The sequence below is a fragment of the Janthinobacterium sp. BCJ23 genome (assembly GCF_059617945.1).
Map to the genome: position 1 here is coordinate 1,003,710 of NZ_JCAQAW010000001.1, position 21,611 is coordinate 1,025,320.

Annotated in this window: 14 protein-coding genes, 1 tRNA gene and 2 pseudogenes; 12 read left to right on the forward strand and 5 right to left on the reverse strand. The window is 62.4% G+C overall.

Annotated elements, in window-relative coordinates; genetic code table 11:
* Positions 1–27: 27 nt before the first annotated feature.
* The 3 genes from AC54AG_RS04520 to ada all read right to left on the reverse strand — a co-directional run bounded on the left by AC54AG_RS04520 (position 28) and on the right by ada (position 3,500).
* On the reverse strand, positions 28–1,683 hold the full coding sequence (locus tag AC54AG_RS04520) for a mechanosensitive ion channel family protein (protein WP_496629592.1): 1,656 nt from the start codon (positions 1,681–1,683) through the stop codon (positions 28–30).
* A 75-nt stretch (positions 1,684–1,758) separates the two neighbouring features.
* Positions 1,759–2,448: a 2OG-Fe(II) oxygenase gene (locus AC54AG_RS04525; RefSeq protein WP_496629593.1), complete on the reverse strand. Its 690-nt coding sequence runs from the start codon at positions 2,446–2,448 to the stop codon at positions 1,759–1,761.
* Positions 2,445–3,500, reverse strand: a complete 1,056-nt coding sequence (gene ada, locus AC54AG_RS04530; RefSeq protein ID WP_072454961.1) for a bifunctional DNA-binding transcriptional regulator/O6-methylguanine-DNA methyltransferase Ada — start codon at positions 3,498–3,500, stop codon at positions 2,445–2,447. The genes AC54AG_RS04525 and ada overlap by 4 nt, the downstream gene beginning before the upstream one ends.
* Positions 3,501–3,729: 229 nt before the next feature.
* Between ada and hutC the strand changes: the two genes are divergently transcribed.
* The 9 genes and pseudogenes from hutC to AC54AG_RS04575 all read left to right on the forward strand — a co-directional run.
* A complete protein-coding gene (gene hutC / locus AC54AG_RS04535) occupies positions 3,730–4,449 on the forward strand; it encodes a histidine utilization transcriptional repressor HutC (protein ID WP_034746253.1) in 720 nt (239 codons plus the stop codon).
* Between the two features lie 331 nt (positions 4,450–4,780).
* Positions 4,781–8,104 carry a PAS domain-containing hybrid sensor histidine kinase/response regulator gene (locus AC54AG_RS04540; RefSeq protein WP_496629594.1) on the forward strand — a complete coding sequence of 1,108 codons (3,324 nt, stop codon included), beginning with the start codon at positions 4,781–4,783 and terminating at the stop codon, positions 8,102–8,104.
* Between the two features lie 70 nt (positions 8,105–8,174).
* Entirely contained in the window at positions 8,175–8,633 is a 459-nt protein-coding gene (locus tag AC54AG_RS04545) for a response regulator (protein ID WP_051990864.1), read from the forward strand.
* A gap of 314 nt (positions 8,634–8,947) precedes the next feature.
* Positions 8,948–9,274, forward strand: coding sequence for a thioredoxin TrxA (gene trxA / locus AC54AG_RS04550; RefSeq protein WP_034746251.1), 327 nt, complete (start codon positions 8,948–8,950; stop codon positions 9,272–9,274).
* Positions 9,275–9,429: 155 nt separating this feature from the next.
* Positions 9,430–10,692, forward strand: a complete 1,263-nt coding sequence (rho, locus tag AC54AG_RS04555; RefSeq protein ID WP_034746249.1) for a transcription termination factor Rho — start codon at positions 9,430–9,432, stop codon at positions 10,690–10,692.
* Between the two features lie 306 nt (positions 10,693–10,998).
* Positions 10,999–11,268, forward strand: a complete 270-nt coding sequence (locus AC54AG_RS04560) for a type B 50S ribosomal protein L31 (protein WP_034746247.1) — start codon at positions 10,999–11,001, stop codon at positions 11,266–11,268.
* A gap of 151 nt (positions 11,269–11,419) precedes the next feature.
* Positions 11,420–13,144, forward strand: coding sequence for an ArnT family glycosyltransferase (locus AC54AG_RS04565; RefSeq protein WP_496629595.1), 1,725 nt, complete (start codon positions 11,420–11,422; stop codon positions 13,142–13,144).
* A gap of 200 nt (positions 13,145–13,344) precedes the next feature.
* A pseudogene (locus AC54AG_RS04570) lies at positions 13,345–14,157 on the forward strand (choice-of-anchor A family protein); the annotation flags it as partial.
* A gap of 48 nt (positions 14,158–14,205) precedes the next feature.
* Positions 14,206–14,325: pseudogene (locus AC54AG_RS04575) on the forward strand (PEP-CTERM sorting domain-containing protein); the annotation flags it as partial.
* 73 nt (positions 14,326–14,398) lie between these two features.
* On the opposite strand, the gene AC54AG_RS04580 reads toward AC54AG_RS04575, so the two are convergent.
* Positions 14,399–16,078 carry an AMP-binding protein gene (locus AC54AG_RS04580; RefSeq protein ID WP_496629596.1) on the reverse strand — a complete coding sequence of 560 codons (1,680 nt, stop codon included), beginning with the start codon at positions 16,076–16,078 and terminating at the stop codon, positions 14,399–14,401.
* Between the two features lie 133 nt (positions 16,079–16,211).
* Between AC54AG_RS04580 and AC54AG_RS04585 the strand changes: the two genes are divergently transcribed.
* Positions 16,212–18,569 carry a DNA polymerase II gene (locus AC54AG_RS04585; protein WP_496629597.1) on the forward strand — a complete coding sequence of 786 codons (2,358 nt, stop codon included), beginning with the start codon at positions 16,212–16,214 and terminating at the stop codon, positions 18,567–18,569.
* 273 nt (positions 18,570–18,842) lie between these two features.
* Positions 18,843–20,159: an enoyl ACP reductase FabMG family protein gene (locus AC54AG_RS04590; protein ID WP_496629598.1), complete on the forward strand. Its 1,317-nt coding sequence runs from the start codon at positions 18,843–18,845 to the stop codon at positions 20,157–20,159.
* Between the two features lie 68 nt (positions 20,160–20,227).
* Here AC54AG_RS04590 and AC54AG_RS04595 read toward each other — a convergent pair whose 3' ends face one another.
* Positions 20,228–20,992, reverse strand: a complete 765-nt coding sequence (locus tag AC54AG_RS04595) for an SDR family oxidoreductase (protein ID WP_496629599.1) — start codon at positions 20,990–20,992, stop codon at positions 20,228–20,230.
* Positions 20,993–21,164: 172 nt separating this feature from the next.
* Here AC54AG_RS04595 and AC54AG_RS04600 point away from each other — a divergent pair.
* A tRNA-Leu gene (locus AC54AG_RS04600) sits at positions 21,165–21,251 on the forward strand.
* Positions 21,252–21,611 lie beyond the last annotated feature (360 nt).

Genomic DNA, 21,611 nt, shown 5'->3' on the forward strand with positions numbered 1-21,611 from the left:
CATGGCCGAGCACCATGTCACGCGACCTTACCTGGCCCCGTCCTCCGGCTTGTGCGCCGGCGCCCTGAACCATTCCTCCGGCGGCACCACCTGCGACTCTTTCGGGTCATCGATGTAGTGCGGCGACGTGATCTGCACCTCGAACTCGTTGAAGACGTCGATGATGTTCTGGTGCAAGCGGTTCAGCACTTCGGCGCGCTGGCGGGGGACTTCGGCGCTGGCGTAGGCAACGAGGCGGTATTGCACGTAGTAATCCTGCAGGGCCAGCTGCATCACGTACGGTTTCGGCGAAGTGGACAGTTCCGGCGTGCGCGAGGCCGCCAGTTCCAGCATGGCGTGCACTTGCCGCCACGGCGTGGCATAGCCGATGGTGACGGTGGAGTCGAGCACGAAGCCGCCGCCGGGCTGGGCGCGCGAATAATTCTTTGTCGTTTGCGACATCACCCACGCGTTCGGCAAGGCGACCTCTTCGCCCAGGCCCGTGCGCAAGCGCGTCTCGAACATGCCCACGTCGACCACCGTGCCTTCGCTGTCGCCCACGCGCACATATTCACCCTTGCGCAAGGCGCGCGTGTACATCAGGATCAGGCCGCTGGCGCCCTGCCCCACGATGCTCGACGCGCCGATCGACACCATCAGGCCGACCAGCACGGACAGGCCCTGGAAGGCCGCCGTGTGCGAGCCGGGCAGATACGGATACGCCATGGCCAGCGCGAACAGCCAGATCACCACGCTGGCGATGCGGCGCGTCGGCAGGGCCGTGTCCTTGTCGAGCCAGCCGATTTGCAATTCTCCGCTTTCCACGCGCTTGAACAGCGAGGCAGCCGTGGCGGCGATCAGGCGCGCGATGGCAAAGATCACGCACACCAGCACCAGCCCCGGCAAGGCGCCGATGATGGCGTGGAAGACGTCGGCCGCCACGTCGAACAGATAGCCGTTCAGGCTTTCGCCCCAGGAACGCGTGTAGGGCAAGCGGCCCAGCACGAAGGCGGCCCACAGGTACGTGGCCATCAGACGCAAGCCCCACAGCACGGCGCTCAGCAGTTGATACGCAAAGGCGATGTAGTGTTCGGCATCGAGCACGCGCACATTCTTCAGGCGCACGTCGCGCAGGCGCGAGGCCAGCAGGATACCGCTGCGGCGCTTGGCCCAGCGATAGAAGCGCGTCAAGCCCATCCATACCAGCCAGAACACAAGCGTGGCGGCCGCGCACACGGCGGCGGCGATGGCCAGGTAGCGCCAGCTGCTCTGCTCGCGATAGTCAAACACGGCTTTGCTCAGTTCGCCGGCCGCCGCTTTCGCCACGCTTTCCGTCGTGTCGCCGGCCAGCAGGTTGACGTCGCCGGGCACGACGACGAACAGCTGCACGCCATCGAGCAGCACCTGTGTACCTTCGGAAATCGTGCGCGTGCTCGCCTGCAAGGGGCCGTTTTTTGCCAGCACGCTTTCCAGGCGGCGCTGCGCCCCGATGGCCCGCTCATCGGGCGGATAGCCGGCCAGCGCGGCGCGGAAGACGAATACCTTGCGGTTGGCAAACATCAGCGGCGCCGTCCTGGCTGCGGCTTGCGACGGCGCCACGACGGTCCCGGCCTCCGCAACGAGCGCGGGCACGCCATCGTCCGCATGGGCTGAGGGCAGCAGGAAAATGGTCAACAGGCACAACAGGCGGAGCAGCGCGGACATGGCGGAAATGAAAGAGTGACAAGGAGTAGCCATCATGCCATGTAATCCTGGAAACTCAAGGATCACACGTACTGCTCAGCTCGCATCATGGAAAATGATGCCCAGGGTGTGGCGCAAGCCCGAACGCAGGCGCGACACGCCATGGCGCATGTTCACGCGGTAAGTGCCGCCCGTGCCGTTCACGGGGCGCAGCGCGACGGGAAAGAGGACGGCGTCGCCCTGCGCCAGCGGCACCACTTCGGCGCGCGACTGCATGCGCGGGCGCTGCTCCGTCAGCACGAACTCGCCGCCCGTGAAATCGTCTTGCGGGCGCGACAGCAGCACGGCCAGCTGCAGCGGAAACACGTGCTCGCCATACAGGTCCTGGTGCAAACAGTTGTAATCGCCTTCGCGGTAGCGCAGCAGCAGAGGCGTGGGCCGGGTTTGCCCGGCCGCATGGCAGCGCGCGAGGAAATCGGCGTGGCTGGATGGAAAGCGCGTCCCGATGCCCAGGGCGGCGTGCCAGCGGTTGGCAATCGCCGCCAAGGGGGGATACAAGCCCGTGCGCAAGGCGGCCACGATATCGGGCAGCGGATGCGCCCAATACTGGTACTCGCCCTGTCCAAAACCGTGGCGCTGCATCACCACCTTGCTGCGAAAGCGCGACGCGTCGTCGTATTGCGCCGCCAGCGCCGTGCACTGCGCGGGATCGAGCAAGCCCGGCACGACGGCGCAGCCATGCGCATTCAGCTCATCCTCGATCCGCTGCCAATCGAGCGCCTTCACCGCTCGCCCTCGCGCTCGAGCAGCGCCTGCTTGCGCTCCACGCCCCAGCGGTAGCCGGACAAGGCGCCATCGTTGCGCACCACCCGGTGGCAGGGAATGGCGACGGCCAGCGCATTCGCGGCGCAGGCACCGGCCACGGCGCGCGCGCCTTGCGGGGCGCCGATGCGCCGCGCCAGCTCGGCATAGCTGACCGTGCTGCCGGCGGGAATCTCGCGCAAGGCTTGCCACACGCGCTGCTGGAACACCGTGCCGCGCACGTCGAGCGGCAAATCCAGTCCCAGGCCCGGCGCCTCGACCAGGCCGACGACTTGCGCCACCGTCTGTTCATAGTCGGCTTCCGCGCCGCGCAGTTCGGCTTGCGGAAAGCGGTCCTGCAAGTCGCGCAGCAGCACTTCCGGGTCGTCGTCGATGAGGATGGCGCAAATGCCCTTGTCCGTGCTGGCCACGAGGATGGCGCCCAGCGAGCAGGCGCCGATGGCAAAACGGATCACGGCGCCGCTGCCGCCGGCGCGAAACGCGCCCGGCGTCATGCCCAGCAAACCGGGCGTGGCCGCATACAGGCGGCCGCTGGAATTGAACCCGGCCGCATACAAGGTTTCCGTGACGTTCGCTTCGCCCTGCAAGCCGGCCTTGAGGCGCTCGCCGCGCCGCGCCGCCGCATACGCTTTCGGCGTGATGCCCGTGTGCGCCTTGAAGACGCGGTGGAAGTGAAAGCGGCTCATGCCGGCCGCCTGTGCCAGGCTGTCCAGATCGGGCAGCTCGTCGCTGGCGTCGATCAGCCTGCAGATGTCGGCCACGATGGCCGCCTGGCGCTGGGCCAGCGGCGGCAAATTCGGCTTGCAGCGCAAACAGGGGCGAAAGCCGGCCGCCTCCGCCTGCTCGCAACTGGCGTGGAAGGCGACGTTGCGGCGCAAGGCGGGACGCGCGGCGCAGGAAGGCCGGCAATACACGCCCGTCGTGCGCACCGAGTAATAAAAGACGCCGTCGGCATCGGGCGCGCGCCGCTGCAGGGCATCCCAGCGTTCATCGTCAGTCAGGTAAGCGTGTTCCATGGCGAACTCCGTGCAAGTCAATATTAAGAGCCTCTCCCAGTAGATGAATACATCCCCTGCTGGGATAGGCTCCAAGTCACCAGCATAGCCAGCACGCGCGCGCGCCACACTCCGGCGCTTGCTTTTGAATTCAAAAAAAGGCTGGCGGCAGGCATCGTGCTCGGTGCTAAAATCGGCCATCGCGCCTCCAGCCGGCGGCGCGTCCTGCCCGCGCCTCGGAGAAACCGCATTGGACGATCACAATACACAAGAAAATACGCCCATTTTCCAGCGCATCAAGGATTTTCTGCTGGCCGGTATCGCCGCCGGACGCTGGAAGGAAGGCGACGTGATTCCATCCGAGCAAGCCCTCGTAAAACAATTCGGCGTCTCGCGCATGACGGTCAACCGCGCCGTGCGCGAACTGACCAGCGAACAGGTGCTGACCCGGCGCCAGGGCTCCGGCACTTATGTGGCGCAGCAAAAATACCAGGCGACCTTGTTGGAAATCAAGAGTATCGCCGATGAAGTGCGGGCGCGCGGACATATCCACCGCAGCAGCTTGCAATTGCTGGAACGAACCAAGGCGTCCGACTTGCTGGCCAAGCAATTCGGCCTGCCGCCCGAGCACCCGCTGTTCCACTCGCTGATCGTGCATTTTGAAAACGGCGTGCCGATCCAGGTGGAAGACCGCTGGGTCAATCCCGAGTGCGCGCCCGACTACATGACGCAGGATTTTTCCAGCATCACGCCGAACGAATACCTGATGGCGGCCGCGCCCCTGCAAGGCGCCACCTACAGCATCGAAGCGCTGTCGGCGCCGCGCGACATCGCCGAAATGCTGGCCATCGACACGAAACAGCCATGCCTGGTGCTGCGCCGCCAGACGCGCTCAGGCGGCAAGATCGCCTCGATCGCCACCATGTGGCATCCCGGACACCGCTATCAGTTCGCCGGCAGTTTTACCTGAGGTCATACAACGCCATTCCGTAGCACGATTTCGCGCCAACTTTCTCTCAGATTCTCACCAAATCGCGAAAAAAACAGCCATTCCGGGGCAAAAAAAATCCCGTTTTGGCCGTTTCTGAACTTAACTACTGCGAGCAAATATTCGATGCTATAGTTGCCGCCAGAAAGCGCCGCAGGCGTTTATTTGAGCGCGCATCATGCACTGTCAGCCCAGTTCCATCATGCCCCAGAAAGGGATGCATTTGTCGTATTGCAGCCACACGAGTTTCAGCGCATCACGCCCCCGGCGCCCTGCGCTGCACCGGCTCGCTCATACGATGCTGGCGGCAGGGATGACGCTTTCGTTGCCGGTGCAGGCGGCGGTACACGGCATGGCGCCAACAGTGCTGTGGCCGTACGCTGCCGCCAGCGCCACCGCCCTGGCGGGAGTGGCTTGTTGGCAAGCATGGCGGCTGCGGCAACAGTTGCGCCGCCTGCTCCTGCCCGCGCATGCCCTGGCGGAACAGGATGCGGGGCAAGCCTTGCGCGGTGCGGCCCTGGCTGGCTGGACCTGGCGGCGCCAGTCCGGGCGGCTGCAGTTCGCGCCACAGTACCAGGACGTGCTGGGCGACAAGAGCGCCAAGCTCGACCATGCACTGGACGAGTGGCTGGCCGAAGTGCACCGCGACGACCGCGCGCGCCTGAGCCTGGCATTTCGCCAGCATCTGGACGGCCAGGCGCCCGGCACCTTCAATTGCGAATTCCGTTTGCGCCACAGCGATGGCCACTGGCGCTGGCTGCTGGCGCGCGGCGCCGTACTGACACGCGCCTCGGATGGCGCCGCCACGCAGGCCAGCGGCATCATCTGCGACATCAGCGAACGCAAGCAGGACGAGCAATCGCGCATGCGCTCGATGCTGGAAGCGGCGCCCGAAGCCATGCTGGTGGCCGATGTCGAGGGCAAGGTGCATTACGCCAACCAGATCGGCGCGCGCTGCTTCGGCTATCCGCTGGCCGAATTGACGGGCATGTCGCTGGAGCAATTGGTACCGGAAAGCACGGCCAGCCATTCCGTGGGCGACCCGCAAGCACGGCACAGCCTGCCGGGGCGGGTGATGATGGCGCGCCGCCGCGATGGCACGCATTTTCCTGCCAAGGTCAGCCTGTCGCCGCTGCGCATGGCCGGCCAGGTGTTTTCCATTGTCTCGCTGCGCGACATGACGCAGCGGCAACGCGCCGAGGAAGCGCTGCACGCCAGCTCGGAACGCTACCGCCTGATCGTGCAGACGGCCGCCGAAGGCATCTGGATGACGGGTGCGGACGGCAAGACCACCTTCGTCAACCCGAAGATGGCGCACATGCTCGGCTACACGGTGCAGGAAATGCTGGGTCGTCCCCTGCTCGACTTCATGGACCGCGACAGCCAGCTGCTGATGCAGCGCCGCCTGGCCAGCCACGGCAGCTTCGCCAGCCAGCCGGACCAGGTCGATTTCCGCTTCTTCCGCAAGGATCAGTCCAGCCTGTGGGGCTTGCTGTCGAGCACCAGTATCCAGTCGGACAACGGCGAGCCGGGCGGCACCCTGGCGATGATCACCGACATCACGGAACGGCGCCAGGCATCGATCGCCCTGTCGAACTCCAGCCAGCGCATGGCGTCCGTCTTTGGCGCCGTGACGAATGGCCTGGTGGTGCAGGACAGCCACGGCCACATTCTGGAAAGCAACGCCGCCGCCGAGCGCATGCTGGCGGCCAGTCCTGCCGGCAACAGCCTGTGGCAAGCCATCCATGAGGACGGTTCCCCCTTCGACCAGCGCAGCCATCCCGTGCACATCACCCTGTCGACGGGTGTCGCCATGCGCGACGTGCTGATGGGCGTGCAGCAGCCCGACGGCAGCCTGTCGTGGCTGTCCGTGAATACCGAGGCCATCCGCGATGAATACGGCAAGGTGGGCATGGTGGTGGCCAGCCTGACGGACATCACGTATCACAAGCGCAGCGAAAGCGCCTTGCGCGAACTCAATGAACATCTGGAAGAGCGCGTGGCGCAACGCACCGAACAGCTCGACCAGGCCAAGCAGGTGGCCGAAGAAGCGAGCCTGGCAAAGGGACAATTCCTGGCCAACATGAGTCATGAAATCCGCACGCCGATGAATGGCGTGATCGGCATGGCGTATCTGGCCCTCAAAACGGACCTGGAACCGCGCCAGCGCGATTACCTGGAAAAAATCCGCTTTGCCGGAGAACACTTGCTGGGCATCATCGACGACATCCTCGACATCTCGAAAATCGAGGCGGGCAAGCTGGAGATCGAGCGCGTCAACTTCAGTTTCGACCATGTCGTGCAAACCCTGATGACGGTGGTGGCGCCGCGCGCCGCCGGCAAGAATCTGGAATTGCTGTTTGAAATCGACCCGCAATTGCCAGCCGTGCTCGTGGGCGACCCGCTGCGCCTGGGGCAAGTGCTGATCAACTACGCCAATAACGCCATCAAGTTCAGCGAACAGGGCAGCATTACCGTGAAAGTGCGCAAGGTGGTGGCGGACGCGAAGCACTGCCTGGTGCGCTTTGAAGTGTGCGACCACGGCATCGGCCTGTCGCAGGATGAAATGAGCAAACTGTTCCAGTCCTTCCAGCAAGCCGACACATCTACCACGCGCGAGTATGGCGGCACGGGCCTGGGCCTGGCCATCTGCAAGCAGCTGGCGCAGCTGATGGGCGGCGACGTGGGCGTCGACAGCCGCCCCGGCGCCGGCAGCACCTTCTGGTTCACAGCCAACCTGGGCATTTCCGACCAGGCGGCACCGGCCATGCTCGACAGCATGGTGCAGACGGCGGCCGCCATGCGCGCCAGCGCCGACGCGGCCCTGGTGATGCGCACGCTCAAGCATGCGCGCATCCTGCTGGTGGAGGACAATACGTTCAACCAGCAAGTGGCGCTGGAATTGCTGGAAGAAGCGGGTGCCTCCGTCTGCCTGGCCAACAATGGCGAAGAAGCGCTCGATTTGCTGCGCCAGACGCAGTTCGACTGCGTGCTGATGGACGTGCAGATGCCGCTGATGGATGGCTTGCAAGCAACGCGCCACATCCGCGCCGACCCGCAGCTGGCGCATTTGCGCGTGCTGGCCATGACGGCCACGGCCACCAGCGAAGACCGCGTGCGCTGCCTGGACGCGGGCATGGACGATTTCATTTCCAAGCCCATCCAGCCGGCCATGATGTACCAGACCATCGCCAGCTGGCTGCCGGCGCGCGACACGCCGCCGCCACCGGCGCGCAGCCGCGCCGCGCCCGCCTTCAAGACCACCCTGGCCGGCGACCCGCAAGTGATCGACCTGTCCATCCTGGCCAAGTTGCTGGGCTACAACCCGGAAAAGGTGCGCAAGTTCGCCTTCAAGTTCCTGCAGACCACGCAGGATGGCTTTGGCGACATCGATGCGGCCCTGGCGCGCGGCGACGTGCACCAGGTGCGCGAACTGGGGCACCGCATCAAGTCGTCGGCGCGCACCGTGGGCGCCCTGGGATTGGCCGAACTGTGCCACAACCTGGAAACCCTGGCGCCGGGCGAACCGGCCGACGAGGCGGAGCGGGCACGGCGCATCGTGGAGCGCCTGTGGCCCCTGCTGGAACAGATTACCGAACAAATCATGAATAACACCAGCTTTGCCAATGACGATTAGCTACCGCCAAATTACGCTATGGCAAGGTATCGGCATCGACAGCGATGCATATCAACAGAAAGACAGGACGATGAATACTGTATCAAACCAAGCAAGCCAGGAGCACAATGAAGCAGGCCTGGCACCGTTGCGCGTGCTGCTGCTGGACGACGACGTTTTCATGCTCGACGTGCTCAGCGACATGCTCGAGCAGATGGGCCCGTTCGACATCCGCTGCGAGTCGCACAGCGAACAGGCGCTGTCGACCTTGAAGCAACACCAGCCCGACCTGCTGATCTGCGACCTGTCCATGCCCGACATCGACGGCATCGAATTCTTGCGCATGGCGGCTGAAAACGGCTTCCGCGGCGGCGTGGTCCTGCTGTCGGGCCTGCATTCGGCCGTGCGCCTGGCGGCCGAGCGCCTGGCCATGGCCAACGGCCTGCATATATTGGGCACCTTCCGCAAGCCGATGGAAAGCGCGGAATTGCAGCTGATGGTGAACTTGCAACTGCAACACACGGCGCGTCAAGCCAACGCGCAAGCCTGATCTCAAGGCCAGGCCGAAGGGCAGGGCACGGCGCCGCAGGCCAGCAGGCATGCGGCTTTGCCGCCCTGCAAGCACGCGCGGAAGCGATATGCTGGCGATATGCCTCAAGTTTTTCTGCAATAATCGCCACGCTTTGAAAAAATGGGTTATTATTTCAGCCATCCCCGCCTGCATACCTCTGGTCGCACCTTCCAAGAACATTGAATTCGTGCCCATTGTCCCCATCTTCTCATTGCATTCCAGGAAGCATGGATGGCGAACCAGCGTATGGTTAATTCCAGGCATTATTGATCCCACCCTCATTTGAGGAAAATATGAGCGAAAATATCAAACACATTAGCGATGCATCTTTTGAAGCAGACGTCCTGCAATCCGAGTTGCCAGTACTGGTCGACTTCTGGGCAGAATGGTGCGGTCCCTGCAAGGCCATCGCTCCGATCCTGGAAGAAGTAGCCAAGGAATACGCCGGCCGCATCCAGATCGCCAAGATGGACGTGGACGCCAACCAGGCAGTACCTGCCAAGTTCGGCATCCGCGGCATCCCGACCCTGATCCTGTTCAAGGATGGTGTTGCAGCTGCTCAAAAAGTGGGCGCCATGGCCAAGGGCCAGTTGACCGCTTTCGTCGACAGCAACATTTAATGTATGATGGGCAGCGCTGCGCCCGCAGCGCCGCCTGACTGAACAACCGGGAAGCGGCTTTGCCCTCATTCGTGCACAGCCTTCCCCAATAATTAATCAACGCCACGCAGTCCCCTCCCCTACCTTTACATCCCGTCTCGGGACACTCAACACATATGCATTTATCCGAACTAAAGGCCCTACACGTATCCGCCCTGCTTGAGATGGCGATCGGTCTTGACATTGACAACGCAGCCCGCTTGCGCAAACAGGAGCTGATGTTCGCTATCCTGAAAAAACGCGCCAAGTCCGGCGAACAGATTTTTGGCGATGGCGCCCTGGAAGTGCTGCCTGACGGCTTCGGCTTCCTGCGCTCGCCCGACGCCAGCTACATGGCGTCCACCGACGACATTTACATCTCCCCTTCGCAAATCCGCCGCTTCAATCTGCACACCGGCGATTCGATCGAAGGCGAGGTACGGACCCCGAAAGATGGCGAACGCTATTTCGCATTGGTCAAAGTCGACAAGGTCAACGGCGAATCGCCGGAGATGTCGAAACACCGCATCCTGTTTGAAAACCTGACGCCGCTGCACCCGAACGAGCCGCTGCGCCTGGAACGTGAAATGAATGGCCAGGAAAACATCACCGGCCGCATCATCGACCTGATCGCCCCAATCGGCAAAGGCCAGCGCGGCTTGCTGGTGGCGTCGCCGAAATCCGGTAAATCCGTGATCCTGCAGCACATCGCGCATGCGATCACGGCCAATCACCCGGACATCACGCTGATCGTGCTGCTGATCGACGAACGTCCGGAAGAAGTGACCGAGATGCAACGCTCCGTGCGCGGCGAAGTCGTCGCCTCGACCTTCGACGAGCCGGCCACGCGCCACGTGCAAGTGGCCGAGATGGTGCTGGAAAAAGCCAAGCGCCTGGTCGAAATGAAAAAAGACGTGGTCATCCTGCTCGACTCGATCACCCGTCTGGCCCGCGCCTACAACACCGTTATCCCTGCCTCGGGCAAGGTCCTGACCGGCGGTGTCGACGCGAACGCGCTGCAACGTCCAAAACGCTTCTTCGGCGCCGCGCGCAATATCGAAGAAGGCGGCTCGCTGACCATCATCGCCACGGCGCTGATCGAAACGGGTTCGCGCATGGATGACGTGATCTTTGAAGAATTCAAGGGTACCGGCAACATGGAAGTGCATCTGGAACGCCGTCTGGCCGAAAAACGCGTCTACCCGGCAATCAACCTGAACAAATCGGGTACCCGCCGCGAAGAACTGCTGATCAAGCCGAACGAACTGCAAAAAATCTGGATCCTGCGCAAGTTACTGTACTCGATGGACGAGATCGAGGCGATGGAGTTCATTCTCGACAAGATGAAAGCCACGAAGAATAACGCCGAGTTCTTCGACATGATGCGCCGGGGCGGGTAAATTCGCCTGTCATGTATCGTAGGTCGGATTAGGCCCGCAGGGCCGTAATCCGACAACATTGTTGGCGAAGGCGGTGGTGTTGTCGGATTACGCGCTCGCGCGCTAATCCGACCTACGTTGCGCCCCGCGTAAGCACACGCGATCATGCAAAGCCGCCTTCGGGCGGCTTTTTTATTGCCGCCGGCCCGAAAGCGCTATATAATCGACGGTTGCATTATTTTAAACCCTGGCAAGTGATCGGCAATCGGGTCAAGAAGCAAGACGACCGACGAAGTGCTGTTTGGCTACCTACTTAGAGAGAATCCCATGAAAGTCGATACCCATCCAGAATACCGCGAAGTTGTTTTCCACGATCTGTCGTGCGATTTCAAATTCGTTACCCGCTCGACCATCCAAACCCGCGAAAAAATCACCCACGACGGTAAAGAATACCCACTGGTGAAGATCGAGGTTTCGGCTGAATCGCACCCATTCTTCACGGGCAAGCACAAAATCGTCGATACCGCTGGTCGCGTCGAGAAGTTCCGTCAGAAGTTCGGTTCGGTTGGTTCGAAAACCGCAGTCGCAGCAGGCTAATTTTTGCCGCTTTGCGGCAAAAAAGGGCAGCTTCGGCTACCAGAGAAAAGGCAGCCACGGCTGCCTTTTTTGTCTTTGGCCGCTTTACTTTATACTCGCGCATACCCGACGCCATTCGTCGCGTCTTGCCACTATTCTGATACAACTATCGATGAAGCCAGTCCGCCTTCCCGCCGCTGCCACACTCGCGCTGCCACGATGGGCCTTGTTTGCACTTGGCCTGCTGTACATCCTGCCTGGCCTGATCGGCCGCGAACCGTGGAAGAACGATGACGCCGCCAGTTTCGGCATCATGTGGACCATGGCGCATGGCGGCCTGAACGACTGGCTATGGCCCAACATCGCCGGCCTGTCGCTGCCCGATGAGGGCCCGCTGGCCTTCTGGCTGGGCGCCATCTTCATCAAGCTGTTCGGCTGGGTCGACGGCGACGTCTTCGGCGCGCGCATGTCGACCATCGGCATCTTTGTCGTCAGCACCCTGTCCGTCTGGTACACGGCCTTCAACCTGGGCCGCCGCAACGACGCCCAGCCGCTGCGCCTGGCCTTCGGCGGCCAGCCCGAGCCGGACGACTTCGGCCGCACCCTGGCCGATGCCGCCGTGCTCATCTATCTGGGCTGCCTGGGTCTGCTGCAGCACAGCCACGACATAACGGCCGAAGCGCTGTACGTGTCCCTGATGGCCTATCTGCTGTACCGCGCCGTGCGCTACGTGGAAGGCCCGTCCGTGCGCAATGCGGCCCTGCTGGGCCTGGCGCTGGGCGGCCTGACCCTCGCGCGCGGCTGGATCACGCCGGCGGCGCTGAGCATCGCCTTGCTGCTGTGCACCGTCTTCCTGCGCCTGCCGCTGCTGCGCAGCGTGCGCCACCTGGCGCTGGCCATCGTGATCGGCGCCGCGCTGACCCTCGTCTGGCTGCTGCCGGGCGAATGGCTGCGTCCGTACGGCCATTCGCCGCTGCAGGCATGGATGGAATGGAATTGCCGCCAGTTCAGTGCCCCGAGCCTGAAAAGCCTCCAGTATTTCTTGCGTGTCGGCATCTGGTTCTTCTGGCCCGCCTGGCCGTTCGCCGCTTGGGCCGTGTATGCCTGGCGCCGCCAGCATCACGTGCTGCACATCGTCGTGCCGCTGACCTTTGTCGCCATGCTGGCCATCCTGGGCCTGTGCCATCCCGATCCGGACCCGAGCCAGCTGCTGCCGCTGCTGCCGCCGCTGGCCGTGATGGCCGCGTTCGGCCTGCTGACCATGAAACGGGGCGCCATCAACGCCATCGACTGGTTCTCCGTGATGGTGCTGACCATCTGTGCTCTCGCGCTGTGGCTGTTCTGGTTCGCCATCCTGACGGGCTGGCCGCCGAAACTGTCGCATAACGCATTGAAACTCATGCCAGGCTTCAAGCCCGAGCTGGACTTGCTGGCCTTCTTTGTCGCCGCCTGCGCCAGCGCGGGCTGGGTGGCGCTGGTGCACTGGCGCATCTCGCGCCAGCCGGCCGTGCTGTGGCGCGCCGTGGTGCTGTCGTCCGGCGGCCTGATCCTGATCTGGGTGCTGATCATGACCTTGTTCCTGCCGCCGCTGAACTACAGCAAGAGCTACGCCAGCGTGGCGCACCAGATTTCCGTCCACCTGCCGCCAGGCAGCAAGTGCATCAACAGCAATGTCGGCGCCGCCCAGCGCGCCTCGTTCGCCTACTTCGGCCATTTGCCGTTTGCCAGCGTGGGGCAGCAGCAGTGCGATGTGTTCTTGTTACAAGACAGCATCAAGGTTCCCGACAACAAGGAACAACTGCCAGAACATCACGGCGCGGACTGGATCAAGCTGTGGGAAGGGCGCCGCCCCACGGATGACGTGGAACGCTTCCGCCTGTACCAGCGCGTCAAGTAAGCAACAAAAAAAAACCGGGCCAGCCCGGTTTTTTTATGTCCGCCAGACAATTGCTGTCCGTAGGAAAAGTGTTGCCTTAAAATATAGTTAATTACCTAAATTGAACTAGAATTGTTTTTTATATTATAATAGCGGACTGCGCGATGGCGGTGTCTTGCTTTCCCGCCCTAATCGTCCCCCAATTTACTATGAGATTGTCCATGAAATTATTTGCTACCCGCACCTTGCCGCTCATCAGCGCTGCCCTGTTCGCTTTCTCCTTCAGCGCGTCGGCCCAGGCCACCGTGGTTGACCTTGGCGTCGCCAATGGCTACTCGGCCTTCATCTTCGGCAACATCGGCAGCAGCGGCGCCAGCGGCTTTACCAGCGTCGGTGGCAGCATTGCCGCTGGCGGCAATATCTACCTGGACAACTACAACGTTGGCACGAACAAAAAGCCAGGCAGCGCCGTCAATTCCGTCGTTGCTGGCGGCAACCTGAACACGGGCTGGGGCACGCTCGGCGGTTCGGCCGTGTACGGCGTCAGCAACCCCAACGCCACGCTGACGGCGCCACAATGGTTCCCAACCAACAACATCAGCAAAGGCAACGCGTCCACCCTGGACTTCGCGGGCGCCAAGCAACAATTGACGACCCTGTCGGGCGACGTGGCCAAGCTGCAGTCGAACGGCACCGTGATCTCGCAATACGGCAACATGACCCTGGTGGGCAACGTCAACGCCGATGTGAACATTTTCAACATCGATGCGTCGAACCTGCATAACCTGACCCTGGACTTGTCCTCGCTGAAAAGCACGGCCAGCATCATCATCAACGGCACGGCCAGCAACATCACCCTGAGCGGCGGCTTCGACAATTTCGCCAGCTTCGCCAACCGCACGCTGTTCAACTTCGCCAACGCCACCACCACCAACCTGCAGAACGTCGGCATCAACGGCAGCATCCTGGCGCCGAACAGCGCGTTCTCGGGTTCGGGCGACATGAACGGCACCCTGATCGCCAATTCCGTCAGCTCGATCAATTATGGCCACGTGGCGATGAACGGCGCCGGCTTCAACACGGTCAACGTGTCGGCCGTGCCGGAACCAGGCACCTACGCCATGCTGCTGGCCGGCCTGGGCTTGCTGGCCTTCATGCGCCGCCGTACGCCAGCGCGCGCACCGCAAGCCGCGATGGCCTGAGCTTTACGCTGAATCAATGCAAAACACCGGGCCGCGCGAGCGTCCCGGTGTTTTTTTATGGCTGACGAAAAACTTATTCCACGCTCAAGCCCAGATCCGTCGCCACCTGCTTGCGCAAGACATATTTCTGGATCTTGCCCGTCACCGTCATAGGGAATTCCTCGACGAAACGCACGTAGCGGGGAATCTTGTAATAGGCGATCTGCCCATCGCAGAAGGCGCGGATATCGTCGCTGGTGGCCTGCGTGCCGGGCCGCAAGATGATGCAGGCGCATAACTCTTCGCCATACTTGGCGTCCGGTACGCCCACGCATTGCACGTCGAGCACGCTCGGGTGGCGGTACAGGAATTCCTCGACTTCGCGCGGGTAGATGTTTTCGCCGCCGCGTATCACCATATCCTTCGAGCGCCCGACGATGCTGCAAAAGCCGTTGTCATCGATCACGGCCAGGTCGCCCGTGTGCATCCAGCGCGCCGCGTCGATGGCTTCGCTGGTTTTTTCAGGGTCGCCCCAGTAGCCCTGCATCACTGAATAGCCGCGCGTGAGCAATTCGCCCTTTTCGCCGCGCGGCACGATCCGGCCTTCCGCATCGATGATTTTCACTTCCAGGTGCGGGTGGACCCGGCCAATGGACGACACGCGCATTTCGCGCGGGTCCTCGATCGAGGTCTGGAAGCTGACGGGCGACGTTTCCGTCATGCCATACGCAATCGTGATTTCCGCCATGTGCATCAATTCGATGACCCGCGTCATGACTTCCATCGGACACGGCGAGCCGGCCATGATGCCGGTGCGCAAGTTCGACAGATCGTATTGCTTGAAGTCGGGATGATCAAGGATGGCGATGAACATCGTCGGCACGCCGTGCAAGCCCGTGCAGCGCTCGGCTTGCACGGTTTCCAGCACGGCTTTCGGATCGAAGCCTTCGCCGGGAAACACCATGGCCGCGCCATGCGTGACGCAGGCCAAGTTGCCCAGCACCATGCCGAAGCAGTGGTACAGGGGCACGGGAATGCACAAGCGGTCCTGTTCGGTGAGGCGCATGGCTTCGCCAATGAAAAAGCCGTTGTTCAGGATATTGTGGTGCGTCAAGGTGGCGCCTTTCGGCGCGCCCGTCGTACCGGACGTGAACTGAATATTGACGGCGTCGTCAAACTGCAAGCCAGCGCTCACTTCTTCCAGGTGCGCGAGGTCGGCATCGGCAATGCCGTCCATCAGGGCGTCGAAGTTGTGCATGCCCGGCGTGGCGGCCGCGCCCAGGCGGATGACGTGGCGCAACTGCGGCAGGCGCGGCGACTGCAGGGCGCCGGCCCGCGAACGGGCGATTTCCGGCACCACGTCTTGCACGATGGCCAGATAGTCACTGGACTTGAAGCTGGGCGACAGGATCAGCGCGCTGCATTGCACCTTGTCGAGCACGTATTCGAGTTCCGAGCGCCGGTAGGCGGGGTTGATGTTGACCATAATCAAGCCGGCTTTCGCCGTGGCAAACTGGGTCAATACCCATTCGGCGCAATTCTGCGACCAGATGCCGACCCGGTCGCCCGGCTGCAACCCCAGTTTCAGCAAACCGGCGGCCAGGCGGTGCACGCGCTGCTGGAATTCAAGATACGTCCAGCGCACGTTCTGGTGCGCCACGATGAGGGCGTCATGCTGGCCGTAGCGGGAGGCGATGCCGTCCAGGTAGGCACCTATCGTTTCGCCGATCAACGGCGTCTCGTGGGCGCCGTGTACATAACTGATTGCTTGCATGCTGTCTCCGGGTTGGGTGGCGCGGCGCGCTCTTGTTATCGTCTTCGATGCAGAAAATTATAGCCGCAACCGCCCCCGCCCTGCGTCAGCTTGCTGTAATGTGCAGGCCAGTACATCCGACACTCACGGCACCATGACAGGCAACATCCAGCACACGCCCGAACAGGGCTTCATCCTGACCCGCCACTGGCGCGACACGAGCGCCGGCACGGAAGTCGATTTCTGGCTGGCAACGGATGCCGGGCCCCGCCACGTGCGCCTGCCCGTGCAGACGGCCGTCGCCTTCCTTCCCATGGAGCAGCAGGAACAGGCGCAACAGCTGCTGCGCGGCGAGCGCCATGCGGAGCTGCGTCCCCTGTCGCTGTGCGATTTTCACCACCGCCCCGTGCTGGGTCTGTACTGCAAGCAATACCGGCATTTGCTGAAGCTGGAAAAGCAGCTGCGCGCGCAAGGCGTCGACGTGTACGAAGCCGACATCCGCCCGCCCGAGCGCTACCTGATGGAGCGTTTCATCACGGCACCGGTATCGTTCAGTGGAGAAACGGAAGTACAGCTGAAACCGGCGCCCGGCTACCGCCCCACATTAAAACTGGTGTCGCTCGATATCGAGACGACGGCCCATGGCGAGCTGTATTCGCTGGCCCTGGAAGGCTGCGGCCAGCGCCAGGTGTACATGCTGGGGCCGCCAAACGGCGGCGATGACGCCTTGGACTTCGACCTCGAATACTGCGACAGCCGCGCACAGATCCTCGAACGCCTGAACACGTGGATGGAGCGCCACGACCCGGACGCCATCATCGGCTGGAACCTGGTGCAGTTCGACTTGCGCGTATTGCGCCAGCACGCCGAGCGCTGCCAAGTACCGTTGAAACTGGGACGCGGCGGCGCCGTGATGGAATGGCGCGAGCATGGCGGCAAGCAGGAGCACTATTTTGCGGCCGCGGCGGGACGGTTGATCATCGACGGCATCGAAGCATTGAAGTCGGCGACGTGGAATTTTTCCTCGTTCAGCCTGGAAAACGTGGCGCAGACGCTGTTGGGCGAAGGCAAGTCCATCGATAATCCCTATCAGCGCATGGCCGAGATCGACCGGCGTTTCCGCGAAGACAAGCCGGCGCTGGCCCGCTACAACCTCAAGGATTGCGAACTGGTCACGCGCATCTTCGCCAAGACCGAGCTGCTGACCTTCTTGCTGGAACGGGCCAGCGTGACGGGGTTGGTGGCCGACCGCAGCGGCGGCTCCGTGGCCGCCTTCGAACATCTGTACTTGCCGCTGATGCACCGGCAGGGTTACGTGGCGCCCAACCTGGGCGACGTCTCCGGCGAAAACAGCCCGGGCGGCTTCGTCATGGATTCCCAGTCGGGCCTGTACGATTCCGTGCTCGTGCTCGACTACAAAAGCCTGTATCCGTCCATCATCCGCACCTTCCTCATCGATCCCGTGGGCCTGGTGGTGGGCACGGGCGGCGACGAGGCCGATACCGTGCCCGGCTACCGGGGCGCGCAATTTTCACGCATCAAACATTGCTTGCCGGCCATCGTGAAGCAGGTGTGGCAGGGGCGCGAGACGGCCAAGCGCGAGCGCAACGCGCCGCTGTCGCAAGCCTTAAAAATCATCATGAACGCGTTCTATGGCGTGCTGGGATCGAGCGGCTGCCGCTTTTTCGATCCGCGCTTGGCCTCGTCGATCACCTTGCGGGGCCACGACATCATGCACCGCACGCGCGAGCTGATCACCGAGCAGGGCTATCAAGTGATCTACGGCGACACGGATTCCACCTTCGTGTGGCTGAAAACGGCGCATACGGATGAAGAGGCGGGCAAGATCGGCCGCGCCCTGGTGGCGCACGTGAATGCCTGGTGGAATACCTATCTGCGCGATGAGTTCGGCCTCGAGAATGCGCTGGAGCTCGAATTCGAGACGCATTACCGGCGTTTCCTGATGCCCACCATCCGCGGCTCGGAAGAAGGCAGCAAGAAGCGCTATGCGGGCCTGGTCGGCAAACCCGATGGCAGCGAGGACATGGTCTACAAGGGTCTGGAAACCGTGCGCAGCGACTGGACGCCGCTGGCGCAGCAATTCCAGCAGGATTTGTACCGGCGCATCTTCCAGCGCGCCGCCTACCAAGACTATGTGCGCGACTACGTGGCGCGTACCGTACGTGGCGAGTTCGACGCCTTGCTGGTCTACCGCAAGCGATTGCGCCGTCCGCTCGACGATTACCAGCGCAACGTGCCGCCCCACGTGCGCGCGGCGCGCACGGCCGACGCCTATAACCTGGCGCAGGGCCGGCCGCTGCAGTACCAGAACGGCGGCTGGATCAGCTATGTGATCACGGTGGCGGGGCCGGAACCGCTGGAAACGCAGCGCTCGCCCATCGACTACCACCATTACCTGACGCGCCAGCTGCAGCCGGTGGCCGACGCGATCCTGCCGTTCCTCGGCGACGATTTTTCGCGCCTCGTGTCGGGCCAGCAGGATTTGTTTTAGATCAATTCTGCTTACCTGCGCGGCCAAGCTGAGGTAATATCGGCGCCTTCCGGGCTTATCTGACCCTGTCCGCGGGCGCTGTGCGCCGTGGCAGCGTAAAATACGCCATGGCGAAAGAATAAGAGCTGCATGCAGAAGAAGATGCCATTCCAGACGAGAATCGTTCGCAACAGAATTTTCCTCGCTGAAATGGCGCATAATTTACAACTATGTTGAACCAGCGGGCAGTCGCACCAGCCATCTGCCCTGCTAATTTTAGAATGAATTGACACCATGACCGAGATCACGTCCTTAAGAGACATCCCGCAAAAAAATATCTTCCGCAAGGGCGACACCTTTGTGCTGTTCGGCGAGCTGTTCGGCCGCGGCTATGTAAATGGCTTGCTGGACGAAGCGCGCAAGGCGGGCATGAATATCGTCGGCATGACGGTCGGCCGCCGCGATGAAAACATGGCGCTGCGCCCGCTGAACGCGGAAGAGCTGGCCGAAGCGGAAGCCAACCTGGGCGGCCGCATCATCAATGTGCCGCTGATGGCCGGTTTCGACCTCGACGCGCCAGCCGGCGAACCGACGCCGACGGCCCTGCTGGCCGACATGACCCTGAAGAGCTGGCAGGAAGACAAGCTGGACTGGGCGCAGATCGAACGCTGCCGCGAAGCCGGCGTCGCCCGTTTCAGCGCTTCCGTGGCCAAAGCGATGGCCGAGCTGGACAGCCTGATTCCTGACGGCAGCAATGTGTATTTCGCCCACACCATGGCTGGCGGCATTCCGAAAGTCAAAGTCTTCCTGGCCATTGCCAACCGCATCTACAAAGGCCGCGGCGAGCGCTTCATGTCCTCGCGCGCCCTGCTCGACAGCGACCTAGGCAAGCTGATCCTGATGAACTTCGACGAAGTCACGGCCAACACCCTGCAGCACCTGATCGACGGCAGCGCCGCCATCCGCGCCCGCATCGAGCAAACGGGCGGCCAGGTGCGCTACAGCGCCTACGGCTACCACGGCACCGAGATCCTGATCGACGGCAAGTACCAGTGGCAAACCTACAGCAACTACACGCAAGGCCTGGCGAAGATGCGCCTGGAAAACGTGGCCAAGGCCGCGTGGGACAAAGGCATCAAGGCCACCGTCTTCAATTGCCCGGAAATCCGCACGAACTCGTCCGACATTTTCGTCGGCGTGGAACTGTCGCTGTTCCCGCTGCTCGACGCGCTGAAAAAAGAAGGCGGCAGCGCCTGGGCCGAAGAGCAATGGAAAATCTGCCAGGGCTTGCTGGAAGATGGCGTTTCGCTGCAAGACTTGCTCGACCGTATCGCCGCCTACAATGGCGACGCGACCAGCGTGCAATTCCGCAACTTCGCCGCCTGGCCGATGGACAACACGCCAGAGCTGGCCGACGTCATGATCGGTACCTCGGACGACATCACCAAGCTGCACAAGGACCGCAAGGAACTGATCACCGACCACCTGAGCTCGCTGGTACTGGAAGGCACGGGCCCGCTGATGTTCCACACCATGTCGGAACCGCCGGCACCGGTCGTCTGGCTCAACCACGACATCATCGCGCGCCAGCTGAACTCGGCTCACAACTGAGCTTGATCTAGCAGCACAGCACCGACGGCCCGGCTCATCCCCGGGCCGTCGGCGTTTTCGGCGCCCCGTTATGCCCGTACGATGGATACGCCACCGTCGGCCAGCAGCGCCGTGCCAGTGGTAAAGCTCGATGCATCGGACGCCAGGTACAGCGCCGAGCGGGCGATCTCGTCCGGCGTGGCCAGGCGTTTCAATGCGTGCAGTCCCGCCACGAAGGCCTGCGCCTCGGGCGTACTGGCCACTTGCCGCCCCAACGGTGTATCGGTACCGCCCGGCAACAAGGCATTCACGCGGATGCCCGCCGCGCCATACTCGGCCGCCAGGGCCTTCGTCAAGCCGATCACGCCCGCCTTGCTGGCCGCATACGCCGCCATGCCGGGCATGCCCAAGGTATGGCCGACGAAGGTCGAGGTAAAAATCAGCGAGCCGCCGCCGCGCGCCGCCATGGCTGGCAACTGGTATTTGGCCGCCAGGAAAGCGCTCGTGAGATTGGTATCGACTGTCGCCCGCCAGTCTTCCAGGGCAACTTCCTGCGTGGGCCCCATGGGCCCCAGGGTGCCCGCATTATTAAAAGCGATATCGAGGCCGCCAAAGCGCTGCAGCGCCAGCGCCACGGCCCCTTGCGCGCACGCGGCGTCGCCCACATCGCCCACGCAAGCCACGGCTTGCGCGCCACCGTCCGCCAGTTGCGCCACGAGCGCATCGAGTTCCGTCCGCCGCCGCGCCACCAGCACCAGCCGCGCGCCATGGCGGGCAAACAGCCGCGCCGCCGCATGACCGATGCCCGAGCTGGCGCCCGTGATGATGGCGACCTTGTTTTCCAGTTGCTTCATGGGATATCCCTCCAGGTGAATGAAGGGACACGATAGGACGGCAGGCCAGGCGCAGCACTCCGCTTCTTGCGCTGGAATCGGCGCCATCAAGGATTCTCAATGCCTGTGCAAACACACGCCAAGCATAAAACTTGCCAGATTGTGACAAATCAGTGATAATGCGTCTCGCGTTGCCGGGATGGCGGAATAGGTAGACGCACGGGACTCAAAATCCCGCGCTGGAAACAGCGTGCCGGTTCGATTCCGGCTCCCGGCACCACAGAACAATTCAAAGTAGTACCGATAAAGCCATTAAATCAAAAGGATTTAGTGGCTTTTTTTTGTCCAACCGATCCGTACTTTCTCGATAAAAAGCAATAAGTGTTACCGGGGCGGAAGCACGCGAAGCACGCCAAGCCTCGGGGCAACGCGGTAGATATTCTGGTTGAGCCGGACTGGAGCGATCAAGTTGCTGCCATCGAGCCCCACAGGCGGCTTTCAATCTGCACCCCAGGGATCGGAAGATAGCCAGCGCACGCATAAGAAACGACATAAGCTTGCTAGAAATTGCCTCAGACTATCAAGTACAGTAAGCTCCTCAGCAAGCAACACTAGCATGCATTTTTACGATACGCCTGCA

Excerpts from the sequence above, each read along its gene's own strand:
- AC54AG_RS04590 (WP_496629598.1), top strand. The coding sequence starts at position 18,843 with ATGACCGAGATCACGTCCTTAAGAGACATCCCGCAAAAAAATATCTTC.
- AC54AG_RS04580 (WP_496629596.1), bottom strand. The coding sequence starts at position 16,078 with ATGCAAGCAATCAGTTATGTACACGGCGCCCACGAGACGCCGTTGATC.
- trxA (WP_034746251.1), top strand. The coding sequence starts at position 8,948 with ATGAGCGAAAATATCAAACACATTAGCGATGCATCTTTTGAAGCAGAC.
- ada (WP_072454961.1), bottom strand. The coding sequence starts at position 3,500 with ATGGAACACGCTTACCTGACTGACGATGAACGCTGGGATGCCCTGCAG.
- AC54AG_RS04560 (WP_034746247.1), top strand. The coding sequence starts at position 10,999 with ATGAAAGTCGATACCCATCCAGAATACCGCGAAGTTGTTTTCCACGAT.
- AC54AG_RS04540 (WP_496629594.1), top strand. The coding sequence starts at position 4,781 with ATGACGCTTTCGTTGCCGGTGCAGGCGGCGGTACACGGCATGGCGCCA.
- AC54AG_RS04520 (WP_496629592.1), bottom strand. The coding sequence starts at position 1,683 with ATGTCCGCGCTGCTCCGCCTGTTGTGCCTGTTGACCATTTTCCTGCTG.
- AC54AG_RS04595 (WP_496629599.1), bottom strand. The coding sequence starts at position 20,992 with ATGAAGCAACTGGAAAACAAGGTCGCCATCATCACGGGCGCCAGCTCG.
- AC54AG_RS04545 (WP_051990864.1), top strand. The coding sequence starts at position 8,175 with ATGAATACTGTATCAAACCAAGCAAGCCAGGAGCACAATGAAGCAGGC.
- AC54AG_RS04565 (WP_496629595.1), top strand. The coding sequence starts at position 11,420 with ATGAAGCCAGTCCGCCTTCCCGCCGCTGCCACACTCGCGCTGCCACGA.
- AC54AG_RS04585 (WP_496629597.1), top strand. The coding sequence starts at position 16,212 with ATGACAGGCAACATCCAGCACACGCCCGAACAGGGCTTCATCCTGACC.
- rho (WP_034746249.1), top strand. The coding sequence starts at position 9,430 with ATGCATTTATCCGAACTAAAGGCCCTACACGTATCCGCCCTGCTTGAG.